We start from the raw sequence: 23,543 nt of genomic DNA, 5'->3' as shown, positions 1-23,543 counted from the left end.
CTCCCACAGGATTGTGGTGTATTGAATCTCAGCTCATCTGCTCCACCCGATCCCTACCACCCTGCTTCGCCGCATACACCCCCGAATCCGCCCGCAGCAACAGCGCATCCGCGCCTTCCCCCGGACGCCAGCTGGCGATGCCGAAACTGGCCGTCACCACCCCGACCACGTCCACCGGCGCGCTGCGCAGGCCTTGCCACAACTCCACCGCCAGCATGTACGCATGTTCGCCGTCGATGTCCGGGCACAGCACCATGAATTCCTCGCCACCGAGACGACAGAACACATCGGTCCGCCGCAAGCGATGGCCGATGCGCTCGCACACCGCCTGCAGCACCCGATCGCCGACGGCATGGCCATACTGGTCGTTGATGCGTTTGAAGTGATCGATGTCGAGCATGATCACCGACAGCTCACCGCCGCCGCGCTCGACCCGGGCCATTTCGGTGGTCAAACGTTCCTGGAAGTAGCGGCGGTTGTGGATGCCGGTCAGCGAGTCGGTGACCGACAGCGCCCGCAGTTCCTCCTCCACCCGTTTCAAGTCGGAAATGTCCGAGATGTAGCCGTGCCACAGCACGCCGCCGCCCGGCAGTTCCTCCGGCGTCGCCTCGCCGCGTACCCAGCGCAGGCCGCGCTCGGGCAACTGCACACGGTATTCCTCGCGCCATGGGCTGAGGCTGTCCGCCGAAGCGCGGATCGAGCTGCGCACCCGCGAAACGTCCTGCGGATGAATGCGGGTGAAAATCGCCTCGGCATTGAGCAGCAACACGTCGGGCTCCAGCTCGTAGATCTCGCGGATGCCGTCGCTGGCATAAATCACGCTGAAACGCCCGTCGAACTCCATCTTGAACTGGTAGATGCCGCCGGGCACATGAGCACTGAGTTTTTTCAGCAATACATCGCGCGCCGCCAGTGCTTCGTGCACGCGCTTGCGTTCGGTGATGTCGATGCAGATCGCCAGATGGCCGACCCACAACCCCTGCTCATCCAGTACCGGGGTGGCGAGCATGTTCACCGGCAGATAACTGCCGTCGCGGCGTACCAGCGTCCATTCGCGCGCCTCGTGACCGCCCACTTCACCGCCCTCGACCAACATCGCGTGGCAGGTCGGAATGCTCTTGCCGTAACGCGCACTCAATTCCGCCGAACGCGCGGCCAGTTCCCGCGGCAGATGCAGGTTTTCCAGGGTCATGTGGCCGACGACATCGGTGCTGCTGTAGCCGAGCATCTGTTCCGCGCCGGGGTTGAAGGTGTTGATCACCCCGCGCAGATCCGTGGCAATGATCGCCACCTGGGTCGCGGCATTCAGCACGCCGCGCAACTGACCGTGGGTGCCGCGCAACTCCTGCTCGCGGGCGTGCAGTTCCTGCGTGCGCAGTTCAACCATGCGCAGGGCGCGCTGGCGTTGACTGACCAGCACATACAGCAACGCGCTGAGCAACAGGCTCAGCAGCGCGCCCAGCACCACCAGGCTGCTGATGGAAGAATGGTTGGCCTGTAAAAATGCCTCGCTGGGCTGAATGTCCACTTGATAATCATGGTCGGCCATGCGAACCAAGCGTGTGGCGGACAGGTCGCTGGCCCCGGCCTTGTTGGCGGACTCGTAGAGCACTTCATGCTGATCGTCGGTGGACAGGTCGAGAATACGCACCGTGAGGAAATCCTGGGTTTCCTCCGGCAGTCCGTCGGCCAGCAACTGCTGCATGCTGATCACCGCCATCACGTACCCTTGCGCAGAACCTTTCGCCGCGCCCTCCTCGGTGACCGGCGCCAGCAGCAAGACGCCCCGGGCATAGGCCGGATCAATCCCCACCAGATGCAACGGCTGCGACACCGCCATGTGCCCGCTGCGGTCGGCGCGTTCCAGCGTCGCCCGGCGCAACGGTTGTGCCAACAGGTCATAGCCCAGCGGGGTGGGCAAGCGGCTCTGGCTCTGGGTGTAGATCACCGGAACGTATTCGGGACGATCACCGGCGGTCTGCAACTGGCCGTCAGCATTCAGCTCGCGAAAGGTGAAGGTGCTGAACCCTTCGCTACGCACCGCTTGTTCGATCGCCGGACGCTCGGCACGGCTGACCCGCGGCGCATAGGAATAGGCTTGGGTGCGTAACAGAAGCGGTTTGGCATAGCCGTCGAATTCGCTGCGCGAAACCGAATCGGAATTGGCGAAAAAACGGCGCAGACCATCGAGACGCTGTTCCTGATCCTGAAAACGTTCTTCGATGCGGCTGTAACGCTCATTGGCCAGCAATTGGAAGCGTTGGCGCAGTTGATGGTGAAACTGATTGAGGGAGGCCCAGGCGAGCAGCCCCGTGAGAATCCCGCCGGCGAGCAATACCAGTATCGCGACCAGCCAGGCCGAGACGTCTTCACTGATAAAACCCAGAATCTTTGGGCGCACGGGGTGCAACGACATAGGGGCAACTCACGACGCCATTGTTTCGGGGGAAAACCCCATTGGCCATGCGTTGAGTTATAGCTATTAGCCATTAATTTGGCTAGCGCTGATCGGATCCAAGAGCCTTTAAAAATCAAGGCTCTGTGGATCCAACCACGGCAAGTGTCAACGCGCCGTGATTTTCCAGGCGCGGTGAATCCTGGTATTGCGGGCGAAATCCGGATCAATGGTCTGCGCGCTGATTTCCTCGACCGCGTAACGCTCGGCCAGGTTCTCCTCCAGCTGGAACTTGCGGAAGTTGTTGGAGAAGTACAGCACGCCGCCCGGGGCCAGGCGCGCCATGGCCAGGTCGATCAACTGCACCTGGTCACGCTGCACGTCAAAGATGCCTTCCATGCGCTTGGAGTTGGAGAAGGTCGGCGGGTCGATGAAGATCAGGTCGTACTCGTCGCGGCTGCTTTCCAGCCATGCCATCACGTCGCCCTGCTCCAGACGGTTCTTGTCGGAGAAGCCGTTCAGCGACAGGTTGCGCCGCGCCCAGTCGAGGTAAGTCTTCGACAGGTCGACGCTGGTGGTGCTGCGCGCACCGCCCTTGGCCGCGTGCACACTGGCCGTCGCGGTGTAGCAGAACAGATTGAGGAAGCGCTTGCCGGCGGCCTCTTTCTGAATGCGCATGCGCATCGGCCGGTGATCGAGGAACAGCCCGGTGTCGAGGTAGTCGGTGAGGTTCACCAGCAGCTTGACGCCGCCTTCGCTGACCTCGTTGAACTTGCCCTGCGCCGCCTGACGCTCGTACTGCTTGGTGCCGCTCTGGCGCTCGCGGCGTTTGACCACCACGCGGCTCTTGTCGACGTTCAGCGCCTGCGGGATCGCGGCCAGGGCGTCGAACATGCGTGCCGAGGCCTTTTCCGGATCGATCGACTTCGGCGCGGCGTACTCCTGCACGTGCACCCAGTCGTGATACAGGTCGATGGCCATGGCGTATTCCGGCATGTCGGCATCGTAGACGCGGTAGCAGTCGATGCCTTCGCGCTTGACCCACTTGCTCATTGCCTTGAGGTTTTTCTGCAGGCGGTTGGCAAACATCTGCCCGCCTTCGCTCAGGCGCGGCTGCTCGATCACCGGGGCCGGGGCTGGCGTCGGTTTGATCGGGTTGCCGTTCTTGTTGAACTTGCGCTCTTGAGGCTCGTTCGGGGTTTGATCGTAAGCGGCTTGCTCACGCTCGGCCTGACGCTGTTCCGGGGTCCGCCGCTCGCCGGTGACAAACTGATCCGGCAGCACTTTGATCAACAGCAGTTTGCACGGCAACGCTCCGTTCCAGAACGAATACTGTTTGTGGCTGCGAATGCCCATGCGCTTGCCCAGATCCGGCGCGCCGGTGAACACCGCCGCTTCCCAGTTCAGGCAGGCCTGACGCAGGCGCTCGCCAAGGTTCTGATAGAGGTAAAGCAGGCTGGCTTCGTCGCCCAGACGCTCGCCGTACGGCGGGTTGCAGATCACCAGACCTTTCTGGTTCTGGTCCGGACGCGGCTCGAAGGTCGCGACTTCGCCCTGATAGATCTTGATCCACTCGCTCAGACCGGCGCGCTCGACGTTGTTGCGACCCGGTTGAATCAGACGCGGGTCGGCTTCGTAACCGCGAATCCACAGCGGCGGCTTGGCCAGACCGGCAGCGGCACGCTCGACGGCTTCTTCATGGAGTTTTTTCCACAGCGCCGGGACGTGCCCCAGCCAGGCGGTGAAGCCCCACTGCTCACGGCGCAGGTTCGGCGCCATGTCGGCGGCGATCATCCCCGCTTCGACGAGGAACGTACCGACACCGCACATCGGGTCAGCCAGCGCGCCGCCTTCGGCCGCAATGCGCGGCCAGCCGGAACGGATCAGGATCGCTGCCGCGAGGTTTTCCTTCAGCGGTGCCGCGCCCTGCTGCAGGCGGTAACCGCGCTGGTGCAAGCTGTGACCGGACAGGTCGAGGGACAAAATAGCTTCGCCGCGATCCAGGCGCAGGTGAAGGCGCAGATCCGGGTTGAGCTTGTCGATTGACGGACGGTCGCCTTGCGGGGTACGCAGTTTGTCGACGATGGCGTCTTTGACTTTCAGCGCGCCGAAGTGGGTGTTGTCGATGCCCGAGCCGTGGCCGCTGAATTCGACGGCCAGAGTGCCGTCGGCGAGCATGTGATCCTGCCACTCGACGTCAAGCACGCCGTGGTACAGGTCTTCAGCGTCTTTCATCGGGAAGCGCTTGAGCACCAAAAGTACCCGGTTGGCCAGACGCGACCACAGGCACAGGCGATAAGCGGTTTCCATGGTCGCCATGCCACGCACGGCGGAGGTGTGTTCGCGGGCCTCTTCAAGGCCAAGCCCGACGGCTTCCTCGATGAGCAGGCCTTCAAGGCCTTTGGGGCAAGTGAGGAAGAGTTCGAAACGATCGGACATGGTATTTCCAGAGCCTTTGGCTAGTGAACCGGCAACGCATTGCCGGTCCGGTTTTCAATCAGGCGCTTTTCCAAAAGAACGCCCGCGTGGCACGAAGGTGTGCCGTTCCATCCCCGCTGCTCGGGTTAAAAGAGCTTAGATGCCGGGACAGATAAAAAAGTTGATGAAACAAAAAGTCTTAAAGCGACCCTTCGTCGCATATTACCCAAGCGCAAACGTGGGTCATTCTCACTAAAGGATTAACCCCATCATCCAGCGCGGGGCTGATCATACCGGGGTTTGCTGGAGAAACCTTCATGAAACCCGTCGTTACTTATGGCTGTAGCACTACTTTCGTTACGTCCTTATGACAAAACGATCATTCCCTCGGTGTGACTCATTGGTTAGAACTGACCACAGGTTGACGTCGCAACGGCGTCAACACCTTGGCTCGCCACGCCGGCAGCGAGCCGCCCAACGGCAGAGTTTTTCTGCCAGACCTCGATTGAGGTCAACGCGACGAAAACAGTCAACAAGTGAGGGAAACACCCTATGAGAAGACTTAAGCGTGATCCGTTGGAAAGAGCATTTTTGCGCGGATATCAATATGGCGTTGGTGGCAAATCCCGCGAGCTTTGCCCATTTACTCTACCGTCGGTACGTCAAGCCTGGATCAACGGCTGGCGAGAAGGACGCGGCGACAACTGGGACGGTATGACCGGCACTGCGGGAATCCACAGACTCAACGAACTTCACGCCGTCGGCTGACACAGGGCACTTATTGCAACACGACAATCTGGATTTCTAGCGACTTACCATGCACGTCCTTCCCGGACGGCGGGCTACGGCCCAGGGGCTCCTTCGAGGAGCCCTTTTTTATGCTTGCCTGAAATGACACACATCTCATGTAGGAGCTGCCGAAGGCTGCGATCTTTTGATCTTGCTTTTGATATTAAAAAACAACATCAAAAGATCGCAGCCTTCGGCAGCTCCTACATTGACCGGGTCACCCTGGGTTATTTGCGCAGCGCGGCGATCGCGTCTACCGCTTCACGAATCAAGGCCGGGCCTTTGTAGATGAACCCGGAGTAAACCTGCACCAGGCTCGCACCCGCCACGATCTTCTCGGCCGCATGCTTGCCCTCGGTGATGCCGCCAGCGGCAATGATCGGCAAGCGCCCCCCCAGCTCAGCCGCCAACACCTTCACGGTATGCGTGCTCTTGTCGCGCACCGGGGCGCCGGACAGACCGCCCGCTTCGTCACCGTGCTCCATGCCTTCGACGCCGACGCGACTCAGGGTGGTGTTGGTGGCGATCACCGCGTCCATCCCGGTTTCGATCAATGCCTGAGCCACTTGCGCGGTCTCTTCGTCGGTCATGTCCGGGGCGATCTTGATCGCCAGCGGTACATGTTTGCCGTGGCGCAGGGCCAGTTCGGCGCGGCGCGTGGCCAGGTCCGCCAGCAACTGCTTGAGCGAATCACCGAACTGCAGACTGCGCAGGCCCGGGGTGTTCGGCGAGCTGACGTTGACCGTGACATAGCTGGCGTGGGCATACACCTTGTCCAGGCAAATCAGGTAGTCATCCACGGCGCGCTCGACCGGAGTGTCGAAGTTCTTGCCGATGTTGATCCCCAGCACGCCCTTGTATTTGGCTGCAGCGACCCGCGCCAGCAGGTTATCCACACCGAGGTTGTTGAAGCCCATGCGATTGATGATCGCCTCGGCCTCCGGCAGGCGGAAGATCCGTGGTTTCGGGTTGCCCGGCTGCGGACGCGGGGTCACGGTGCCGATTTCGACAAAGCCGAAACCCAGTTGCGAGAAACCGTCGATGGCCGCGCCGTTCTTGTCCAGACCGGCCGCCAGACCCACCGGATTCGGGAAGTCCAGGCCCATGACCGTCACCGGCAGGTTCGCCGGCTTCTTGCACAGCAAGCCGTTGAGGCCCAAACGCCCACCCGCGCCGATCAGATCCAGCGACAGATCGTGGGAGGTTTCCGGGGAAAGTTTGAACAACAGCTGACGGGCCAGGGTGTACATGGGCGGCGATGACTCGGGCGGCGAAAAGAGGCGGCGATTATAGCCGGGCATCGCCCCCCGGCGCGAGGCGCACAGGCAAATCAGCCTGACTGGCATATGCCTTGCACTTTTGCGGTTATCAGCCCGCAGGCCAATGGCGGCGTGCGGGCACGGACAATGGCGTCGTCCTCAGGTTTGCTCGGGCAAAGCCTGGGACGGCGTTTTTTTTCAAGGTGGTTTTATATGAATGATTCGTCCGTCGGGCCACTGGCCTGGGTCAATGGCAGTGATACCCCGGAAAAAAGCGTGGTCAATCTCGGTTTCATGGCCTTGAGCGACTGCGCCTCGGTGATCGTGGCCGCCACACAAGGCTTCGCCCAGCCTTACGGCCTGACGATCAACCTCAAGCGTCAGGCGTCCTGGGCGACCTTGCGCGACAAACTGGTCAGCGGTGAACTGGATGTCGCCCACAGCCTGTACGGGCTGATTTACGCGGTGCATCTGGGTATCGGTGGCGTGGCGCCGAGCGACATGGCGGTGCTGATGGGGCTGAACCAGAACGGCCAGAGCCTCAACCTGTCCCACGGTTTACAGCAACTGGGCGTGACCAGTCCTGAAGCGCTGGATCGGCACGCGCACCAAACCCGCGCAAAACTGACCTTCGCCCAGACTTTCCCCACCGGTACCCACGCGATGTGGCTGTATTACTGGCTGGCGAGTCAGGGCATTCATCCGTTGCAGGACGTCGACAGCGTGGTGGTGCCGCCGCCGCAAATGGTCGCGCACCTGCAAGCCGGGCGCATCGATGGTTTCTGCGTCGGTGAGCCGTGGGCGGCGGCCGCCGTGCAACAGGATCTGGGGTTCACCCTGGCGACCAGCCAGAGCATCTGGCCCGATCATCCGGAGAAAGTCCTCGGCTGCACCCGCGCGTTCGTCGAGCAATACCCCAACAGCGCCCGGGCGCTGGTAATGGCGATTCTCGAGGCCAGCCGTTTCATTGAACAAAGCGCGGAAAACCGCCGCAGCACCGCGCAGTTGCTGAGCGCCCCGGAATATCTCGACGCCCCGCTGTCCTGCATCGAACCGCGTTTTCTCGGGGATTACGCCGACGGCCTCGGCAATCGCTGGCAGGACCCGCACGCCTTGCGTTTTCACGGCAACGGCGAGGTGAATTTGCCGTATCTGTCCGACGGCATGTGGTTCATGACCCAATTCCGTCGCTGGGGCCTGTTGCGCGAGGATCCCGACTACCTCGCGGTGGCCCGCCAGGTTCAGCAACTGGACATCTACCGCGAAGCCGCCACCGCCGTCGGTGTCGCCGCGTGGGGCAAGGAGATGCGCAGCAGCCAGTTGCTCGATGGCAAAGTCTGGGACGGCAGCGATCCGGCCGCATACGCCCGCAGTTTCAAGCTGCACGCCCTGAGCGACGCCGCTCCTCTTCTCGCCCGCCGCTGACAGGAGGCCGCCAGCATGTTGCGCATTCTGCTGATCAACGACACCGCGAAAAAAGTCGGGCGCCTGAAAGCCGCGCTGACCGAGGCGGGTTTCGAGGTCATCGATGAGTCCGGCCTGACCATCGACCTGCCGGCCCGCGTCGAAACGGTGCGCCCGGACGTGATCCTGATCGATACCGAGTCACCGGGCCGCGATGTGATGGAGCAAGTGGTGCTGGTCAGCCGCGACCAGCCCCGGCCGATCGTGATGTTCACCGACGAACACGACCCGGGGGTGATGCGTCAGGCGATCAAGTCCGGGGTCAGCGCCTACATCGTCGAAGGCATCCACGCCCAGCGCCTGCAGCCGATTCTCGATGTGGCCATGGCCCGCTTCGAAAGCGATCAGGCCTTGCGCGCGCAACTGCTGGCCCGCGACCAGCAACTGGCCGAGCGCAAACGCATCGAGCTGGCCAAAGGGCTGCTGATGAAAATGAAGGACTGCAACGAAGAAGAGGCCTACACCCTGATGCGCCGCCAGGCCATGAGCCGTCAGCAGAAACTGATTCAGGTGGCGGAGCAGATCATTGCCATGAGTGAGTTGCTCGGCTGATTGAAGAGCAAAAGATCGCAGCCTTCGGCAGCTCCTACAAAGGCACGCAATTTCCTGTAGGAGCTGCCGAAGGCTGCGATCTTTTGATCCTTGGCACAAATCTGGCTAAGCATTCAGCACAGGTAACCAACGGCGGTTGCCCCACCCACGACAAAGACGTCGCTCACCCCGCTCGCCCCATCGGCGAACCAGGTAGCGGCGTTTTTGCGTTTTGGCCCCACAGCCCGGGGCCGGTGGTGCGGCCGTGGCGGCGCTCCACCTGCTGTGACTCCTTTCGAGACTCTTTTCAGCTGAGGTGCGCGATGAATTCAAGCTTCTGGAAATCCGGCCACACCCCGACCCTGTTCGCAGCGTTCCTGTATTTCGACCTGAGCTTCATGGTCTGGTACCTGCTCGGCCCATTGGCGGTGCAGATCGCCGCCGACCTGCACCTGAGCACCCAACAACGCGGGCTGGTGGTGGCGACGCCGATACTCGCCGGTGCGGTGCTGCGCTTTGTGATGGGCATGCTGGCCGATCGTCTGTCACCGAAGACCGCCGGGCTGATCGGCCAGGTGATCGTGATCTGCGCGCTGTTCGGTGCGTGGAAACTCGGTATCCACAGTTATGAACAGGCGCTGCTGCTGGGGCTGTTCCTCGGCATGGCCGGCGCCTCGTTTGCTGTGGCCCTGCCGCTGGCCTCGCAATGGTATCCGCCACAACATCAAGGCAAGGCGATGGGCATCGCTGGCGCCGGTAACTCCGGCACCGTGTTCGCCGCGCTGATCGCCCCGGTGCTGGCCGCGTCGTTCGGCTGGAGCAACGTGTTCGGTTTCGCCCTGATTCCGTTGATCCTGACGCTGGTGCTGTTCGCCTGGCTGGCGAAAAACGCCCCGCAGCGGCCCAAGGCCAAAGCCATGGCCGACTACTTCAAGGCCCTCGGCGACCGCGACAGTTGGTGGTTCATGTTTTTCTACAGCGTCACCTTCGGCGGCTTCATCGGCCTGGCCAGCGCCCTGCCCGGCTACTTTAACGATCAGTACGGGCTGAGCCCGGTAACCGCTGGTTACTACACCGCTGCCTGTGTGTTCGGTGGCAGCCTGATGCGCCCGCTGGGTGGTGCGCTGGCGGATCGCTTCGGCGGCATCCGCACCTTGCTGGCGATGTACACCGTGGCGGCGATCTGCATCGCCGCCGTCGGTTTCAACCTGCCCAGCTCCTACGCCGCACTGGCGCTGTTCGTCTGCACCATGCTCGGGCTCGGCGCCGGCAATGGCGCGGTGTTCCAGTTGGTGCCGCAACGCTTCCGTCTGGAGATCGGCGTGATGACCGGACTGATCGGCATGGCCGGTGGCATTGGCGGCTTTGCCCTGGCGGCCGGCATGGGCGCGATCAAGCAAAGCACCGGCAGCTATCAACTGGCGCTGTGGTTGTTCGCCAGCCTCGGCGTGCTGGCGTGGTTCGGCCTGCACGGGGTCAAGCGGCGCTGGAGAACCACCTGGGGTTCGGCGGCGGCCACTGCTGCGCGCGTGTGAGGCGGCAATGCCCCTGCAACTGAGCTTTGCCCAGGCCAGCGCCACCGGCCCGCGCGCGGAAAACCAGGACGCCCTGCGCCTGGTGACACCCGCCCCGGCGCTGGCCGCGAGCAAAGGCTATCTGGTCGCCATTGCCGACGGTGTCAGCCAGTGCGCCGACGGCGGCCTGGCCGCACGCTCGACCCTGCAAGCACTGGCGCTGGACTACTACGCCACGCCGCAAACCTGGAGCGTGGCCCAGGCACTGGATCGCCTGCTGCTCGCACAAAACCGCTGGTTACAGGCCAACGGCGGCGGACAGCCACTGCTCACCACCGTCAGCGCGCTCATCCTGCGCGGCCAGCGTTTCACCCTGGCCCACGTCGGCGATTGCCGGGTCTATCGCTGGCACGCCGACGCTTTGCAGCGGATTTCGCAGGACCATGTCTGGGAGCAGCCGGGCATGCAGCACGTGCTCAAGCGTGCGCTGGGGCTGGATCAGCATCTGGTGCTGGACTTTCTCGACGGCGAATTGCGCGAGGGTGAATGCTTCGTGCTGGTCAGCGACGGCGTGTGGTCGACTGTGGGCGATACCGCGATTGCAGCGATCCTGCGCGATCAACCGGATCTCGACAGCGCCGCACACACGCTGGTCAACGCCGCGCATCTGGCCGGCAGCCAGGACAACGCCAGTGCTCTGCTGGTGCGGGTCGATGCGCTGGGCGAGGCGAGCATTGGCGACGCGCTGATCCATTTGCAGCAATGGCCACTGCCGCCAGCGTTGAAAACTGCGCAAATGTTCGAAGTCTGGCAGGTGCAGGGCGTTGTCGCCCAGAGCCAGCAATCGCTGCTGTATCGCGTGCTGGACGGGCAAGGTCGGAGCTGGTTGTTGAAAACCCTGCCGCCACGGCTGGCCGATGATCCACAGGCCGGGCAAGCCTTGTTGTCGGAAGAATGGTTCCTCAGGCGTGTCGCCGGGCGGCATTTTCCTGAAGTCCACAGCGGCACCCAGCGTCAGCATGTGTACTACGTGATGCGCGAATATTCCGGGATGACCCTGGCGCGGCTGTTTCAACACAGCAGCCCGTTACCGTTGGCACAGTGGCAGGACATTGCCGAGCGTCTGCTGCGGGCGGTGGGCCTGCTGCATCGACGGCAGATTCTGCACCGCGACATCAAACCGGAGAATCTGCATCTGGGTGACGATGGCGAGTTACGCCTGCTGGATTTCGGTCTAGCGTACTGCTCCGGTCTGTCCGAAGACGCACCGTCAACGCTGCCGGGAACCCCGAGTTATATCGCCCCGGAAGCGTTTCGCGGCGAGCCACCGAGTGCGCAACAGGATCTGTACGCGGTGGGCGTGACCTTGTATTTCCTGCTCACGGGGCATTTTCCCTATGGCGAAATCGAAGCCTTTCAACGGCCGCGCTTCGGTGTGCCGGTGAGTGCCGGTCGCTACCGCCCGGACGTGCCGGAATGGCTTGCGCAGAGTCTGGAGCGAGGCGTGGCTGCCGATCCGCAACAGCGCTTTGAAACGGCCGAAGAATGGTTGCTGGTGCTGGAGCAAGGCGAACGACGCAGTTTGAGTGTGCGGCCCAGGCCTTTATTGGAGCGCGAGCCGTTGAAGGTCTGGCGGACGGTGGCGTTGTTGGCCCTGCTGGGGAATCTGGTGCTGCTGGTTGTGTTGTTTCACGGCTGAGACCGCGTCGCGTCATTCGCGAGCAGGCTCGCTCCCACAGGGGTTTTGTGAACGACACCGATCCACTGTGGGAGCGAGCCTGTTCGCGAAGAGGCCAGCCCAATCACAGCAATTCTGTCTGCCTGAATGCCCCGCGAACGAGCAACCCGCGTCGATTCGGTGCAAAAAATCCCCGTCTATAACCGCTTTCGCCTAATAAACACGCCATTCTCCCACTTGGCACAACCACTGCATTACCCGTTTCACCATACATAAAGCCCAACCTTCAACGACGAAGGTTGCGCTTCCCGAGAGAACGGGACCAGGACAAAGGCGTCCTCGCTAGGCAACTAGCGGGACGCCTTTTTTTGTTTGCGCAACTTTTGTCGAGCACGGCCTGACTGCCCACAAGAGGCCAGCCACCGCTCCCCGGAGAACCTGATGAAAAAACTCAAACTGGTGATGATCGGCAATGGCATGGCCGGGGTTCGCACCCTGGAAGAACTGCTCAAGCTGAGCAACGAGCTGTACGACATCACGGTCTTCGGTGCCGAACCGCACACCAACTACAACCGCATCCTGCTGTCGCCGGTGCTGGCCGGTGAGCAGACCTTCGAAGAGATCGTGCTCAACGACCTCGACTGGTACCTGGAAAACCACATCAAGTTGCTGCTCAACCGCAAGGTGGTGCAGATCGACCGGGTCAAACGCCGGGTGATCGCCGAAGACGGCACTGAAGCCGAATATGATCGCCTGCTGATTGCCACCGGCTCGACACCGTTCATCCTGCCGATCCCGGGCAATGACTTGCAGGGGGTGATCGGCTACCGCGACATCGCCGACACCCAGGCCATGATCGACACCGCCAGAACCCACAAGCACGCGGTGGTCATCGGCGGCGGCCTGCTCGGCCTCGAAGCCGCCAACGGCCTGATGCTGCGCGGCATGCACGTCACGGTGGTGCACATCGGCGAATGGCTGCTGGAGCGGCAACTGGACAAGACCAGCGGGCAACTGCTGCAAAGCGCCCTCGAAGCCCGTGGCCTGCACTTTCGTCTGTGCGAGCAGACCCAGGCCCTGCACGACGCGGGCAATGGCCGGGTCGGCTCGGTGCAGTTCAAGAACGGCGAGATCATCCCTGCCGATCTGGTGGTGATGGCGGCCGGCATCCGCCCCAACACCGAACTGGCGGAACGCGCCGGCATCCCGTGCAATCGCGGGATTCTGGTCAACGACACCCTGCAAACCTACGATCCGCGCATCTATGCCATTGGCGAGTGCGCCAGCCATCGCGGCATCGCGTATGGCCTGGTGGCGCCGCTGTTCGAACAGGCCAAGGTGTGCGCCAACCATCTCGCGCAACTGGGTTTCGCCCGGTATCAGGGTTCGGTCACCTCGACCAAATTGAAAGTCACCGGCATCGACCTGTTTTCCGCCGGCGATTTCATGGGCGGCGAAGGCACCGAAACCATCACCCTCTCCGACCCGATCGGCGGCGTGTACAAAAAACTGGTGATCAAGGATGACGTGCTGGTCGGCGCCTGTCTGTACGGCGATACGGCAGATGGCGGTTGGTATTTCCGACAGATTCGTGAGAATCACGCCATCGGCGAGATCCGCGATCACCTGATGTTTGGTGAAAATTCTATCGGCGACGTAGGACATCAGGGCCAGGACAAAGCCATGGCCATGGCCGACACCGCCGAAGTCTGCGGCTGCAATGGCGTGTGCAAGGGCACCATCGTCAAGGCGATTCAGGAACACGGTCTGTTCAGCGTCGATGAAGTGAAGAAGCACACCAAAGCTGCAAGCTCGTGCGGCTCCTGTGCCGGGCTGGTCGAGCAGATCCTGATCAACACCGTCGGCGGCGCGGCGGACGTCAAACCGAAAAGCGAAAAAGCCATCTGCGGTTGCAGCGACCTCAACCACGGACAGATCCGCCAGGCGATCCGCGAACAGCATCTGCTGACCATCGCCGGCACCATGAGCTACCTCAACTGGCGCACCCCGAATGGCTGCGCCACCTGCCGTCCGGCGCTGAACTACTACCTGATTTCCACCTGGCCCGGCGAAGCCAAAGACGATCCGCAATCGCGCCTGATCAACGAACGTGCCCACGCCAACATTCAGAAGGACGGCACCTATTCGGTGGTGCCACGGATGTGGGGCGGCGTGACCAACCCTTCGGAACTGCGCCGGATTGCCGACGTGGCGGACAAATACAACGTACCCATGGTCAAGGTCACCGGCGGTCAGCGCATCGACCTGCTGGGGATCAAGAAACAGGACTTGCCCGGCGTCTGGAAGGACCTCGACATGCCCTCCGGCCACGCCTACGGCAAATCCATCCGCACCGTGAAAACCTGCGTCGGCAGCGAGTTCTGCCGTTTCGGCACGCAGAATTCGACGCAGCTGGGCATCGAGCTGGAACACGACCTCTTCAACATGTGGTCACCGCACAAAGTGAAACTCGCTGTCTCCGGATGCCCACGCAACTGCTCGGAAGCGGGGATCAAGGACGTAGGAATCATCGGCGTCGACTCCGGCTGGGAGATGTACATCGGCGGCAACGGCGGGATCAAGACCGAAGTCGCCGAGTTCTTCGTCAAGCTGAAAACCGCCGAGGAAGTCCGCGAATACAACGGCGCGTTTCTGCAGCTGTACCGCGAAGAAGCCTTCTACCTCGAACGCACCGTGCACTACCTGCAACGGGTCGGCATGGAGCACATCAAGAAAGCCGTGCTGGAAGACCCCGAGCGCCGCAAGGCCCTGAATGAGCGCCTGCAATTCTCCCTGTCGTTTGAGCAAGACCCATGGAAAGAGCGCCTCGCGCAGCCGCAACTGAAGAAAGAATTCGACGTGATCCCCGTGAAAAACCTGGAGGTGCCGGCATGAATTGGCTCGATATCTGTGCCCTGGAAGAGATCAATGCCCTCGGTTCGCGAATCATTGCCGGGCCGAAAGGCGACATCGCGATTTTTCGGACGAGTGATGATGAAGTTTTCGCCCTCGACGACCGCTGCCCGCACAAGGGCGGTCCGCTGTCACAAGGTTTGATCTACGGCAAACGCGTGGCCTGCCCGCTGCACAACTGGCAAATCGACCTGCAAACCGGCGAGGCCCAGGCTCCGGACATCGGCTGCGCGCACCATCATCCGGCCCGAGTCGAAAACGGCCGCGTGCAATTGGCCCTGCGGGAAGCGGTCTGATGAACCGCCAGACGACCGCCTCGACCTGCTGCTACTGCGGCGTCGGCTGCGGCGTGCTGATCGAGCATGACGGCGAGCGCATTCTCGGCGTCAGCGGCGATCCGGCGCATCCGGCCAACTTCGGCAAACTGTGCAGCAAAGGCTCGACCCTGCACTTGACCGGCGATCTGGCTGCCCGGGCGCTGTACCCGGAGCTGCGCTTGGGCAAAGGCCTGGCGCGCAGCCGTTGCGACTGGGACACGGCGCTGGATCACGCGACCCAGGTTTTTGCCGAGACCATCGCCGAACACGGCCCGGACAGCGTGGCGTTTTACATTTCCGGGCAGTTGCTGACCGAGGACTATTACGCCTTCAACAAATTGGCACGAGCACTGGTCGGCACCAACAACATCGACAGCAATTCCCGGCTGTGCATGTCGTCGGCAGTGGTCGGTTACAAGCGCAGCCTCGGCGCCGATGCGCCGCCGTGCAGTTACGAGGATCTGGAGCTGAGCGATTGCGTGATGATCGCCGGCAGTAACATGGCCTACGCCCATCCAGTCCTATTCCGACGCCTGGAAGAGGCAAAATCGCGCCGGCCGCAGATGAAGGTCATCGTCATCGATCCCCGGCGCACCGACACCTGTGAGCTGGCGGACCTACATCTGGCGATTCTGCCCGGCACCGATGTCGCGCTGTTCCATGGGATTTTGCATTTGCTGCTGTGGGAAGACCGGATCGACCGCGACTTCATCCAGGCGCACACCGACGGTTTGCCCGAGCTGAAAAATCTGGTGCGCGACTACACCCCGCAAATGGTTGCGCAACTCTGCGGGATCAGTGTCGAGCAATTGCAGCAGTGCGCGGAATGGGTGGGCACCGCGCCAAGCTTCCTGTCGCTATGGTGCATGGGCCTGAATCAGTCCACCGCTGGCAGCGCAAAAAACAGCGCGCTGATCAATCTGCACCTGGCCACCGGGCAAATCGGCCGCCCGGGTGCAGGACCTTTCTCTTTGACCGGTCAGCCAAATGCCATGGGCGGGCGGGAAACCGGCAGCCTGTCCAATTTGCTGCCCGGTCACCGTGAAGCGGCCAATCCCGAGCATCGCGACGAAGTGGCAGCCTGTTGGGGTGTCGATCAACTGCCTCAAACCAGTGGCCTCAGCGCTATCGAGCTGTTCGAGCGGATGCGCAGCGGCCAGATCAAGGCGCTGTGGATTGCCTGCACCAATCCCGCACAGTCCATGCCTGACCAGCAGGCGGTGCGCGAGGCGCTGCAGACCTGCCCGTTCGTGGTGTTGCAGGAAGCCTTCCGCACCACCGAAACCGCCGCCTTCGCCGACCTGTTGTTACCCGCTGCCAGTTGGGGCGAGAAAGAAGGTTCGGTGACCAACTCCGAACGGCGCATTTCCCACGTACGACAGGCCATTCTCCCACCGGGCGAAGCACGGCCGGACTGGGCGATCACCGTGGCTTTCGCACAGCGGCTGGAGAAACGTCTGCGCCCACTTCATCCGAGCCTGTTTGCTTTCGAACAGCCGGCGCAGTTGTTCGACGAATACAAACAACTGACCCGTGGACGGGATCTGGACTTGTCGGGCCTCAGCCATCAATTGATCGATGAACTGGGACCGCAGCAATGGCCCTTCCCCGCCGGCGCCCGGCAAGGCACGGCACGCTTGTATGGCGACGGGATTTTTCCCACGGCTAACGGTCGTGCGCAGTTCGTCGCCGATCCCTATCGCGCCGCCAAAGAACAACGCGATGCACGGTTCCCACTGACGCTGATCACCGGCCGGCTGCGCGATCAATGGCACGGCATGAGCCGCACCGGCACGGCGGCGCAATTGTTCGGGCATGTCAGCGAAGCCGTGTTAAGCCTGCACCCGGACGAGCTACGCCGGCAGCGCTTGCAGCCGGGGGATCTGGTCAACCTGAAGAGTCGGCGCGGTGCCGTTATCGTCGCGGTCGCCAGCGATGACAGCGTGCGCCCCGGCCAGGCGTTTCTGCCGATGCATTGGGGCGACCGGTTTCTCAAGGGCGGGGTCAACAGTCTGACCTTGCCGGCCTTCGATCCTCTGTCGAAGCAGCCCGAACTCAAACACAGCGGCGTGCGTCTGGAAACGGTAAATCTGCCATGGCACTTGTTCGCCCTGATCGAGGGCGATGTTCAACGGCATTTCGAGACGCTACGACCCCTCTGCGAGGCGTTTTCCTACGTGAGCCTCAGCCTTGTCGGACGTGAGCGGCCCGCGCTGCTGATACGCGCTGCCAGCGTCACGCCGCCAGAGCCGCAACGGCTGCGCGATATCGACCAGTGCCTGGCGCTGCTCGACGGCCCAGTGCTGGCCTACGACGACCCGCGCCGCGCCATTGGCAAACGGGTACGCATCGAAAACGGCCGAATCACCGCAATCCGCCTCGCGGGCGAAACCCTGGCTCAGCACTGGCTGCAAGGCTTGTGGCTGGAGGGTCGCGCCGATGAACAACTGCGCCGCTGGCTGCTGGCGCCGATGAGTGCACCACCCGGCAATGCCGGCGTTCAGGCCAATTCGGGCAAAACCCTGTGCAACTGCAAAAACGTCAGCCACAGCGCGGTGTGTGCCGGAATTCGCCAGGGCCTGGATCTGCAAGGTCTCAAACAACAACTGGGGTGCGGCACGCAATGCGGCTCGTGTGTCCCTGAAATCAAGCGTTTGCTGGCCGCTGATTTGCAGCCGGTATCGGTCATCTGAAGGAAAACACCATGAATGCAAAAGTCTGGCTGGTGGGCGCAGGCCCCGGTGATCCCGAATTACTGACGCTCAAAGCGGTACGCGCGTTGCGCGAAGCAGAGGTGGTGTTGATTGACGATCTGGTCAATGACGCCGTGCTGGAGCATTGCCCTACGGCGCGAATCATTGCCGTGGGCAAGCGCGGTGGCTGCCGCTCGACGCCGCAGGCCTTCATCCACCGGCTGATGCTGCGTTATGCCCGCCAGGGCCAATGCGTGGTGCGGCTCAAGGGCGGTGACCCGTGCATTTTCGGCCGTGGTGGCGAGGAGGCGCAGTGGTTACGCGAACGTGGGGTTGAGGTCGAGCTGGTCAACGGCATTACCGCCGGCCTTGCTGGCGCGACACAGTGCGATATTCCGCTGACGTTGCGCGGCGTGGCGCGCGGGGTGACGCTGGTGACCGCGCATACCCAGGACGATAGCCAATTGAACTGGCAGGCGCTGGCGCAAGGCGGGACGACACTGGTGATCTACATGGGGGTGGCCAAACTGGACGAGATCCGCGATCAACTGCTGGCCGGCGGGATGGCGGCGGATATGCCAGTGGCGATGATCGAGAATGCCTCTCTGCCAGAACAGCGCGAGTGCCGCAGTGATCTGATGAGCATGGGTAACGACGCCTGCAGGTTTGGACTGAAGAGCCCGGCCATTCTGGTCATTGGCGCGGTGGCCGCAGTTGTTGAAAATCAGAGGAGCGCAGCCTTCGGCAGCGCCTACAGAAGCAGACCCCGTGCAGGAGCTGCCGCAGGTTGCGATCTGTAGCGCTTCAACGCCAAATCGCAGGCAAAGAAAAGCCCGGCCTGAGCCGGGCTTTTCTCGTAGCGGCAGCTAATTACTTAGCTTGAGCTTCAACCTGCGCTTCTACGCGACGGTTAACAGCACGGCCAGCTTCAGTTTTGTTGTCAGCTACTGGGCGGGATTCGCCGTAGCCGATCGACTGAACGCGGGACGACTCAACACCGTACTGCTGGGTCAGAACTTGCTTAACGGCGTTTGCACGACGCTCGGACAGTTTCTGGTTGTAAGCGTCAGGACCGACGGAGTCAGTGTGACCTTCAACAGTGGTGTGAGTGGCTGGGTACTGCTTCATGAAGTCAGCCAGGTTCTTGATGTCAGCGTAGCTGTTTGGCTTGACGACCGACTTGTCGAAGTCGAATTTCACGTCCAGCTCTACACGAACAACTTCAGCAACTGCTGGGCAGCCATCAGCGTCAACAGTTACGTTGGCTGGGGTGTCCGGGCACTTGTCAACGTTGTCGCAAACGCCGTCGTTGTCGCTGTCGGAGCAGACTTCAGCCGGAGCTGGAACTGGAGCAGCAGCTGGCTTGCCGCCGCCACCGAAGTTCACACCCAGACCAACCGATGGAGCGTAGTCCCAACGGCCGTTGTCCAGTTTGTAGTCAGCTTCTACGCCAGCACGGGCGAAGAAGTTTTCGGCGAAGTAGTACTTAACGCCAGCGCCAGCAGTCAGGAAAGTCGACTGGTCGCGACCGGTGTGGCCGTCAGCAGCTACGTTGGTCAGGTTGCCGTGCTTAACGCCACCTTCAACGTATGGACGCAGAGCGTCGCCAGCGTTGTTGAAGTGGTATTGAGCGGTCAGACCGAAGTTGTCACCACGCAGTTTCTGGCTGCCGGTACCGTCGTTCGAACGGGTGTGGTTGTTACGATCCCAGCCGAAGTTGATCGAGACGTCATCGGTCAGGAAGTAACCGATTTTGGCGCCTGGGTTGAAGCCGTCTTCGACATGATCAATGCTGTCGTTGTACTGCTTCTTGTAGTTGATCTCGCCTTCAACTGCGCCTTGGCCTTGTGCCAGTGCGCCGAACGAAGTAGCGGCAATAAGAGAACCAATGGCCAAGCCCAAGGTGTTTTTCAGTTTCATCCGTTAAATCCCCATCTGGTGATTGTGAAGCAGTCCCGCAAACCGGGGGACAACTCGGCGGCAAGTCTATCAGAACTTGCCTACACGTAAGAGATATTTGCGCTGAACTAAGTTTCAGCAATGCCTGCAAATTTCTCACGCAATTTGTCTAGAGCACGTTTGTACCGCATTTTTGTCGCACTCAAACCCATGTGCATGATGTCTGCGATCTCCTGAAACTCCAGCTCTGCGACAAATCGTAGCACCAGAATTTCACGGTCAATCGGGTTCACATACACCAGCCAGCGATCAAGTCCGCCCTTCTCCTCGGGTTTCGGCGCCTTTTCTTCCGACGCTTCTTCCAGCGGGTCCAGACTCAAGGCGTCCATCAAGCGACGCTTTCGCCGTTCCTTCCGATACTGCGTGATGCATTCGTTATACGTGATGCTGTAGAGCCAGGTTTTGAACTTCGATTTCCCCTCGAAGTTCTTCAGGCCATACAACACCTTAAGCATCACTTCCTGACAGACATCGTCTGCGTCGCGATCGTTCCCAAGATATCTCGCACAAACGTTAAATAATGTTCTCTGGTAACGCCGCATCAGCTCTTCATAGGCGCGCGTCACGTGAAACAGCTCGGTATGCGAGCGCGCGACCAGCTCCTCATCAGAGAGCTCACGGGGGTCGTAGCGCGTGGATAGCGTTTGGGCTTTATTCAAAACAAGTCGTGCCGACAGTCAGGTCAATGTCCGCCGCACCCCTCTCAGGGCATTTTGCGGCGGCATACATTAGCAGGGTTTGCCGGGTTAGCGGCTACTCACATGCTGTTCCAGCAGGATCCGATTGGAAAGTGAGACTAGCTCACCCTCATCGGTCAGCAATGTGGTTTTAACCGTGCCGATCTCTTCGATCTGGCCTTCGACCTCACCAACACGCACTTGTTGCCCAACCTGGTACAACTCACGCACATAGATTCCCGCAAGAATCTGACCGGCAATTTCCCGGCTTCCCAACCCCATGGCCAGCGCTACGGCCAGACCAACGGTAATCAATACGATGACAATCACATGGTTCAGCAGGTCGGTCTTGACCTCAAGCTGACTGATCGCGACCGAGATGCTGATGATGATCACCAGTCCCTGGGCAATGCGGCCCAAACCCGAAGCGTAGTCCAGCCCTACGCCTTCTGCCGCCCCGCGCACGAGGCCATTGGCCAATTGCGCGAGCAAAACACCCACCAGCAACACCAGCGCGGCGCCGAAAACTTTCGGCAAATACAACGCCAGCATGTCCAGCGTAGCTGAAACTCGCTCAAGTCCAAGGGACTCTGCTGCAGAAACCAGAAAAATCAGCAGAACGAACCAGTAAACGATCTTGCCGATCAAGGTCGAGATCGGCACTTGCAGGCCGGCTCGCGACATCAATTTGGTCAGACCGGTGCCGCCCATCAGGCGATCAAGGCCCAGCTTGGCCAGCAGCTTGGACAGCAAGGTATCGAGCAACTTGGCCACCACGAAGCCCAACAGCAGCACGACCAGTGCGCCGAACAGGTTCGGGATGAAATTGGCGACTTTGGTCCACAACGCAGTCATTGCAGTGACGAGGCTCTGAGTCCAGAGATCAAGTTCCATATTCAATCAGCCTTATCAGCAGTGCGTGCAGTAGTTTTACGAAGACGGGAAACCGGCGAAACGTGGGCCGATCCGTTATTCAGGGCGATCATCAGCGCGGGCAACCAGCGGCCCAGCAGGCTGAACAGATCACCGGCGCCCACCTGGCGGTTGGCGGTTTTGAGTACGCGATCCAGGCAGGCATCGTCGTCGCGGCTGGACGGCGAAGCGTTGAGCATGTCGCGCAAAGACTGTTCAAACGGATCGTGCATACGCACCTCTCGTGATGTCTGTGAAAGACGCGGGCAAATTTGGTCGGGTCACATGTTGCATATTCACACCCAGCGCAAACGGCGGAATAACCACCATTGACCGAAGGCCATCGCCAGCACTGTCAGACAGGCAATCAGGAAACCATAAGGGCTGCTCGAGAACGGAATGCCGCCCACGTTGATACCCAAAAGGCCGGTGAGAAAACTCATCGGCAAAAAGATGCAGGTGATGATGCCGAAGCGGTACATCGTGCGATTCATGCGCACGTTCAAACGCCGGTCTTCGGCCTCCAGTACAAGCCCCATGCGCTCTCGGGTCAGTTCCAGCTCTTCGAGATAGCGGGTCAGGCTGTTGTTCAATTCGTTCCAGTAGTCGGCATCATCATCGACAAACCATGGCAGTTTTATCCGCGTCAGTTGTCCGAAAATATCCCGCTGCGGCGCCAGAAAACGTTTCAATCCGGCCGCCCGGCGACGGATGTGCAAAATCGAGCCATGTTCGGGGGTATACCGTTCGTCGGCATCCAGCTTTTCTTCCTCTTCATCGACCAGCTCCGACAGGCAGGTGACCAGATCCTGCACCTTGTGGGTGAGGAATTGCGCCAGATACAGGATGAGTTCAGAAGAGGTTTTCGGGCCTTTGCCTTCGCTCAACAGCGCCAGCAGTTCATCGGTGGCACGCAACGGGCGCAGACGCAGCGAGATGACGCGCTGGGCGGAGGCGAAAATCCGCACCGAGACCATGTCTTCCGGCTCGGCCCCCGGGTTGAGGTTGACCCCGCGCAGAAACAGCAGCAACTCGGCATCCGGCAACGGCAGGAGGCGCGGCCGAGTGTTCTCTTCCAGCAGCAGGTCGCAGGCGAATTCATTCAGGCCGCTGGATTTGCGCAGCCAGGTCTGGGTTTGCGGATGACTGCGATCCCAATGCAGCCACAGGCTCTCATGAGCCTGCAGTTGCAGATCGTCGAGCTCAGTCCGGGCAATCGAACGCGCACCGCCTTTACCGTCCAGCACCAGGGCATGCACCAGCCCCCACTGCGCGTTTTCTTCCTCGAACATCCGCATCCCTTTGTCGAAAACTTTATTCAGGCATCTGCAGCGGGCTCGGCGAAACGATCACGCCGTTGTTGTCCGCATAGATGTATTGGCCCGGATGGAACGTCACGCCGGCGAAAGTCACCGCTACGTTGAGATCGCCGATGCCACGTTTTTCGGTCTTCATCGGATGGCTGGCCAACGCCTGAACGCCGAGATCGGTCTGGGCAATAACGTCGACATCACGGATGCAACCGTAGATGACCATCCCTTCCCAGCCGTTTTTCGCGGCTTTCTCGGCGATCATGTCGCCCAGCAGCGCGCGACGCAGCGAACCGCCGCCATCGACCACCAGCACCTTGCCATTGCCCTTGAGTTCGGCTTGCTCCTTGACCAGCGAGTTGTCTTCGAAACATTTGATGGTCACGATTTCGCCGCCGAAGGAATCACGGCCGCCGAAATTGCTGAACATCGGTTCCAGCACCTGCACCAGATCCGGATAGGCGTCGCACAGGTCAGGCGTGAGGTAATGGTTCATCGAAAAACTCCTGTAAAAAGGAAGACGATCAAAGATGTCGCACTCTGTTGAAACGAGTCCCGGCGGTCGCTGTTTACCTTAGTTCATGCCATGGTCGCTGAACGAACCTGAACAAACGCTGAAACGTAATAGCTAAACAGCCACCAAATATGACCAGAATCGCACAATGCGTCATATCTTAGCCGCAAGCCGACCTGAACGAAATGCCCTTTTCAGAG

The 23,543-nt window shown here is 61.0% G+C and carries 18 protein-coding genes; 9 read left to right on the top strand and 9 right to left on the bottom strand.

The features are described 5' to 3' along the window. Positions 1 to 28: 28 nt before the first annotated feature. Both HXW87_RS13075 and rlmKL read right to left on the bottom strand, forming a co-directional pair. Positions 29 to 2,416: a diguanylate cyclase gene (locus tag HXW87_RS13075; protein ID WP_239779020.1), complete on the bottom strand. Its 2,388-nt coding sequence runs from the start codon at positions 2,414 to 2,416 to the stop codon at positions 29 to 31. Positions 2,417 to 2,563: 147 nt separating this feature from the next. Beyond that, positions 2,564 to 4,834, bottom strand: a complete 2,271-nt coding sequence (gene rlmKL / locus HXW87_RS13070; RefSeq protein ID WP_239779019.1) for a bifunctional 23S rRNA (guanine(2069)-N(7))-methyltransferase RlmK/23S rRNA (guanine(2445)-N(2))-methyltransferase RlmL — start codon at positions 4,832 to 4,834, stop codon at positions 2,564 to 2,566. A gap of 531 nt (positions 4,835 to 5,365) precedes the next feature. Between rlmKL and HXW87_RS13065 the strand changes: the two genes are divergently transcribed. Further along, positions 5,366 to 5,581: a ribosome modulation factor gene (locus HXW87_RS13065; protein WP_003223300.1), complete on the top strand. Its 216-nt coding sequence runs from the start codon at positions 5,366 to 5,368 to the stop codon at positions 5,579 to 5,581. 248 nt (positions 5,582 to 5,829) lie between these two features. Here the strand turns inward: HXW87_RS13065 and HXW87_RS13060 are convergent, their stop codons facing one another. Next, positions 5,830 to 6,852 carry a quinone-dependent dihydroorotate dehydrogenase gene (locus HXW87_RS13060; protein WP_047293015.1) on the bottom strand — a complete coding sequence of 341 codons (1,023 nt, stop codon included), beginning with the start codon at positions 6,850 to 6,852 and terminating at the stop codon, positions 5,830 to 5,832. Positions 6,853 to 7,074: 222 nt separating this feature from the next. Here HXW87_RS13060 and HXW87_RS13055 point away from each other — a divergent pair, with 222 nt between their 5' ends. The 8 genes from HXW87_RS13055 to cobA all read left to right on the top strand — a co-directional run bounded on the left by HXW87_RS13055 (position 7,075) and on the right by cobA (position 18,771). Next, a complete protein-coding gene (locus HXW87_RS13055; RefSeq protein ID WP_182404177.1) occupies positions 7,075 to 8,286 on the top strand; it encodes a CmpA/NrtA family ABC transporter substrate-binding protein in 1,212 nt (403 codons plus the stop codon). Between the two features lie 15 nt (positions 8,287 to 8,301). Next, positions 8,302 to 8,877, top strand: a complete 576-nt coding sequence (locus tag HXW87_RS13050; RefSeq protein ID WP_047293011.1) for an ANTAR domain-containing protein — start codon at positions 8,302 to 8,304, stop codon at positions 8,875 to 8,877. A gap of 302 nt (positions 8,878 to 9,179) precedes the next feature. Next, positions 9,180 to 10,391 carry a nitrate/nitrite transporter gene (locus HXW87_RS13045; RefSeq protein ID WP_121184500.1) on the top strand — a complete coding sequence of 404 codons (1,212 nt, stop codon included), beginning with the start codon at positions 9,180 to 9,182 and terminating at the stop codon, positions 10,389 to 10,391. Positions 10,392 to 10,398: 7 nt separating this feature from the next. Beyond that, a complete protein-coding gene (locus HXW87_RS13040) occupies positions 10,399 to 12,069 on the top strand; it encodes a bifunctional protein-serine/threonine kinase/phosphatase (RefSeq protein WP_239779018.1) in 1,671 nt (556 codons plus the stop codon). A 420-nt stretch (positions 12,070 to 12,489) separates the two neighbouring features. Beyond that, a complete protein-coding gene (nirB, locus tag HXW87_RS13035; RefSeq protein ID WP_239779017.1) occupies positions 12,490 to 14,943 on the top strand; it encodes a nitrite reductase large subunit NirB in 2,454 nt (817 codons plus the stop codon). Next, positions 14,940 to 15,257: a nitrite reductase small subunit NirD gene (nirD, locus tag HXW87_RS13030; protein WP_041067740.1), complete on the top strand. Its 318-nt coding sequence runs from the start codon at positions 14,940 to 14,942 to the stop codon at positions 15,255 to 15,257. The genes nirB and nirD overlap by 4 nt, the downstream gene beginning before the upstream one ends. Then, positions 15,257 to 17,971: a nitrate reductase gene (locus HXW87_RS13025; protein ID WP_239779016.1), complete on the top strand. Its 2,715-nt coding sequence runs from the start codon at positions 15,257 to 15,259 to the stop codon at positions 17,969 to 17,971. The genes nirD and HXW87_RS13025 overlap by 1 nt, the downstream gene beginning before the upstream one ends. An 11-nt stretch (positions 17,972 to 17,982) precedes the next feature. Continuing rightward, on the top strand, positions 17,983 to 18,771 hold the full coding sequence (cobA, locus tag HXW87_RS13020) for a uroporphyrinogen-III C-methyltransferase (protein ID WP_182404175.1): 789 nt from the start codon (positions 17,983 to 17,985) through the stop codon (positions 18,769 to 18,771). 70 nt (positions 18,772 to 18,841) lie between these two features. Here cobA and HXW87_RS13015 read toward each other — a convergent pair whose 3' ends face one another. The 6 genes from HXW87_RS13015 to rraA form a co-directional block, all read right to left on the bottom strand. Further along, positions 18,842 to 19,891, bottom strand: a complete 1,050-nt coding sequence (locus HXW87_RS13015) for an OmpA family protein (protein WP_027613290.1) — start codon at positions 19,889 to 19,891, stop codon at positions 18,842 to 18,844. 107 nt (positions 19,892 to 19,998) lie between these two features. Beyond that, entirely contained in the window at positions 19,999 to 20,589 is a 591-nt protein-coding gene (gene sigX, locus HXW87_RS13010; RefSeq protein WP_011333251.1) for an RNA polymerase sigma factor SigX, read from the bottom strand. An 87-nt stretch (positions 20,590 to 20,676) separates the two neighbouring features. Then, positions 20,677 to 21,501 (bottom strand): mechanosensitive ion channel domain-containing protein, encoded by an 825-nt coding sequence (locus HXW87_RS13005; RefSeq protein WP_007916401.1) that lies wholly within the window; start codon positions 21,499 to 21,501, stop codon positions 20,677 to 20,679. Between the two features lie 2 nt (positions 21,502 to 21,503). Beyond that, positions 21,504 to 21,752: a CrfX protein gene (locus HXW87_RS13000; protein WP_239779015.1), complete on the bottom strand. Its 249-nt coding sequence runs from the start codon at positions 21,750 to 21,752 to the stop codon at positions 21,504 to 21,506. A 63-nt stretch (positions 21,753 to 21,815) separates the two neighbouring features. Continuing rightward, complete coding sequence (locus HXW87_RS12995; RefSeq protein WP_121184492.1) at positions 21,816 to 22,811, bottom strand: zinc transporter ZntB; 996 nt, start codon at positions 22,809 to 22,811, stop codon at positions 21,816 to 21,818. 22 nt (positions 22,812 to 22,833) lie between these two features. Then, positions 22,834 to 23,325, bottom strand: coding sequence for a ribonuclease E activity regulator RraA (rraA, locus tag HXW87_RS12990; RefSeq protein ID WP_182404174.1), 492 nt, complete (start codon positions 23,323 to 23,325; stop codon positions 22,834 to 22,836). Positions 23,326 to 23,543 lie beyond the last annotated feature (218 nt).

The organism is Pseudomonas sp. Y5-11 (genome assembly GCF_022368695.1).
In the GTDB taxonomy this organism is placed as follows: domain Bacteria; phylum Pseudomonadota; class Gammaproteobacteria; order Pseudomonadales; family Pseudomonadaceae; genus Aquipseudomonas; species Aquipseudomonas parakoreensis.
This window is presented reverse-complemented; position numbering and strand designations above follow the sequence as displayed.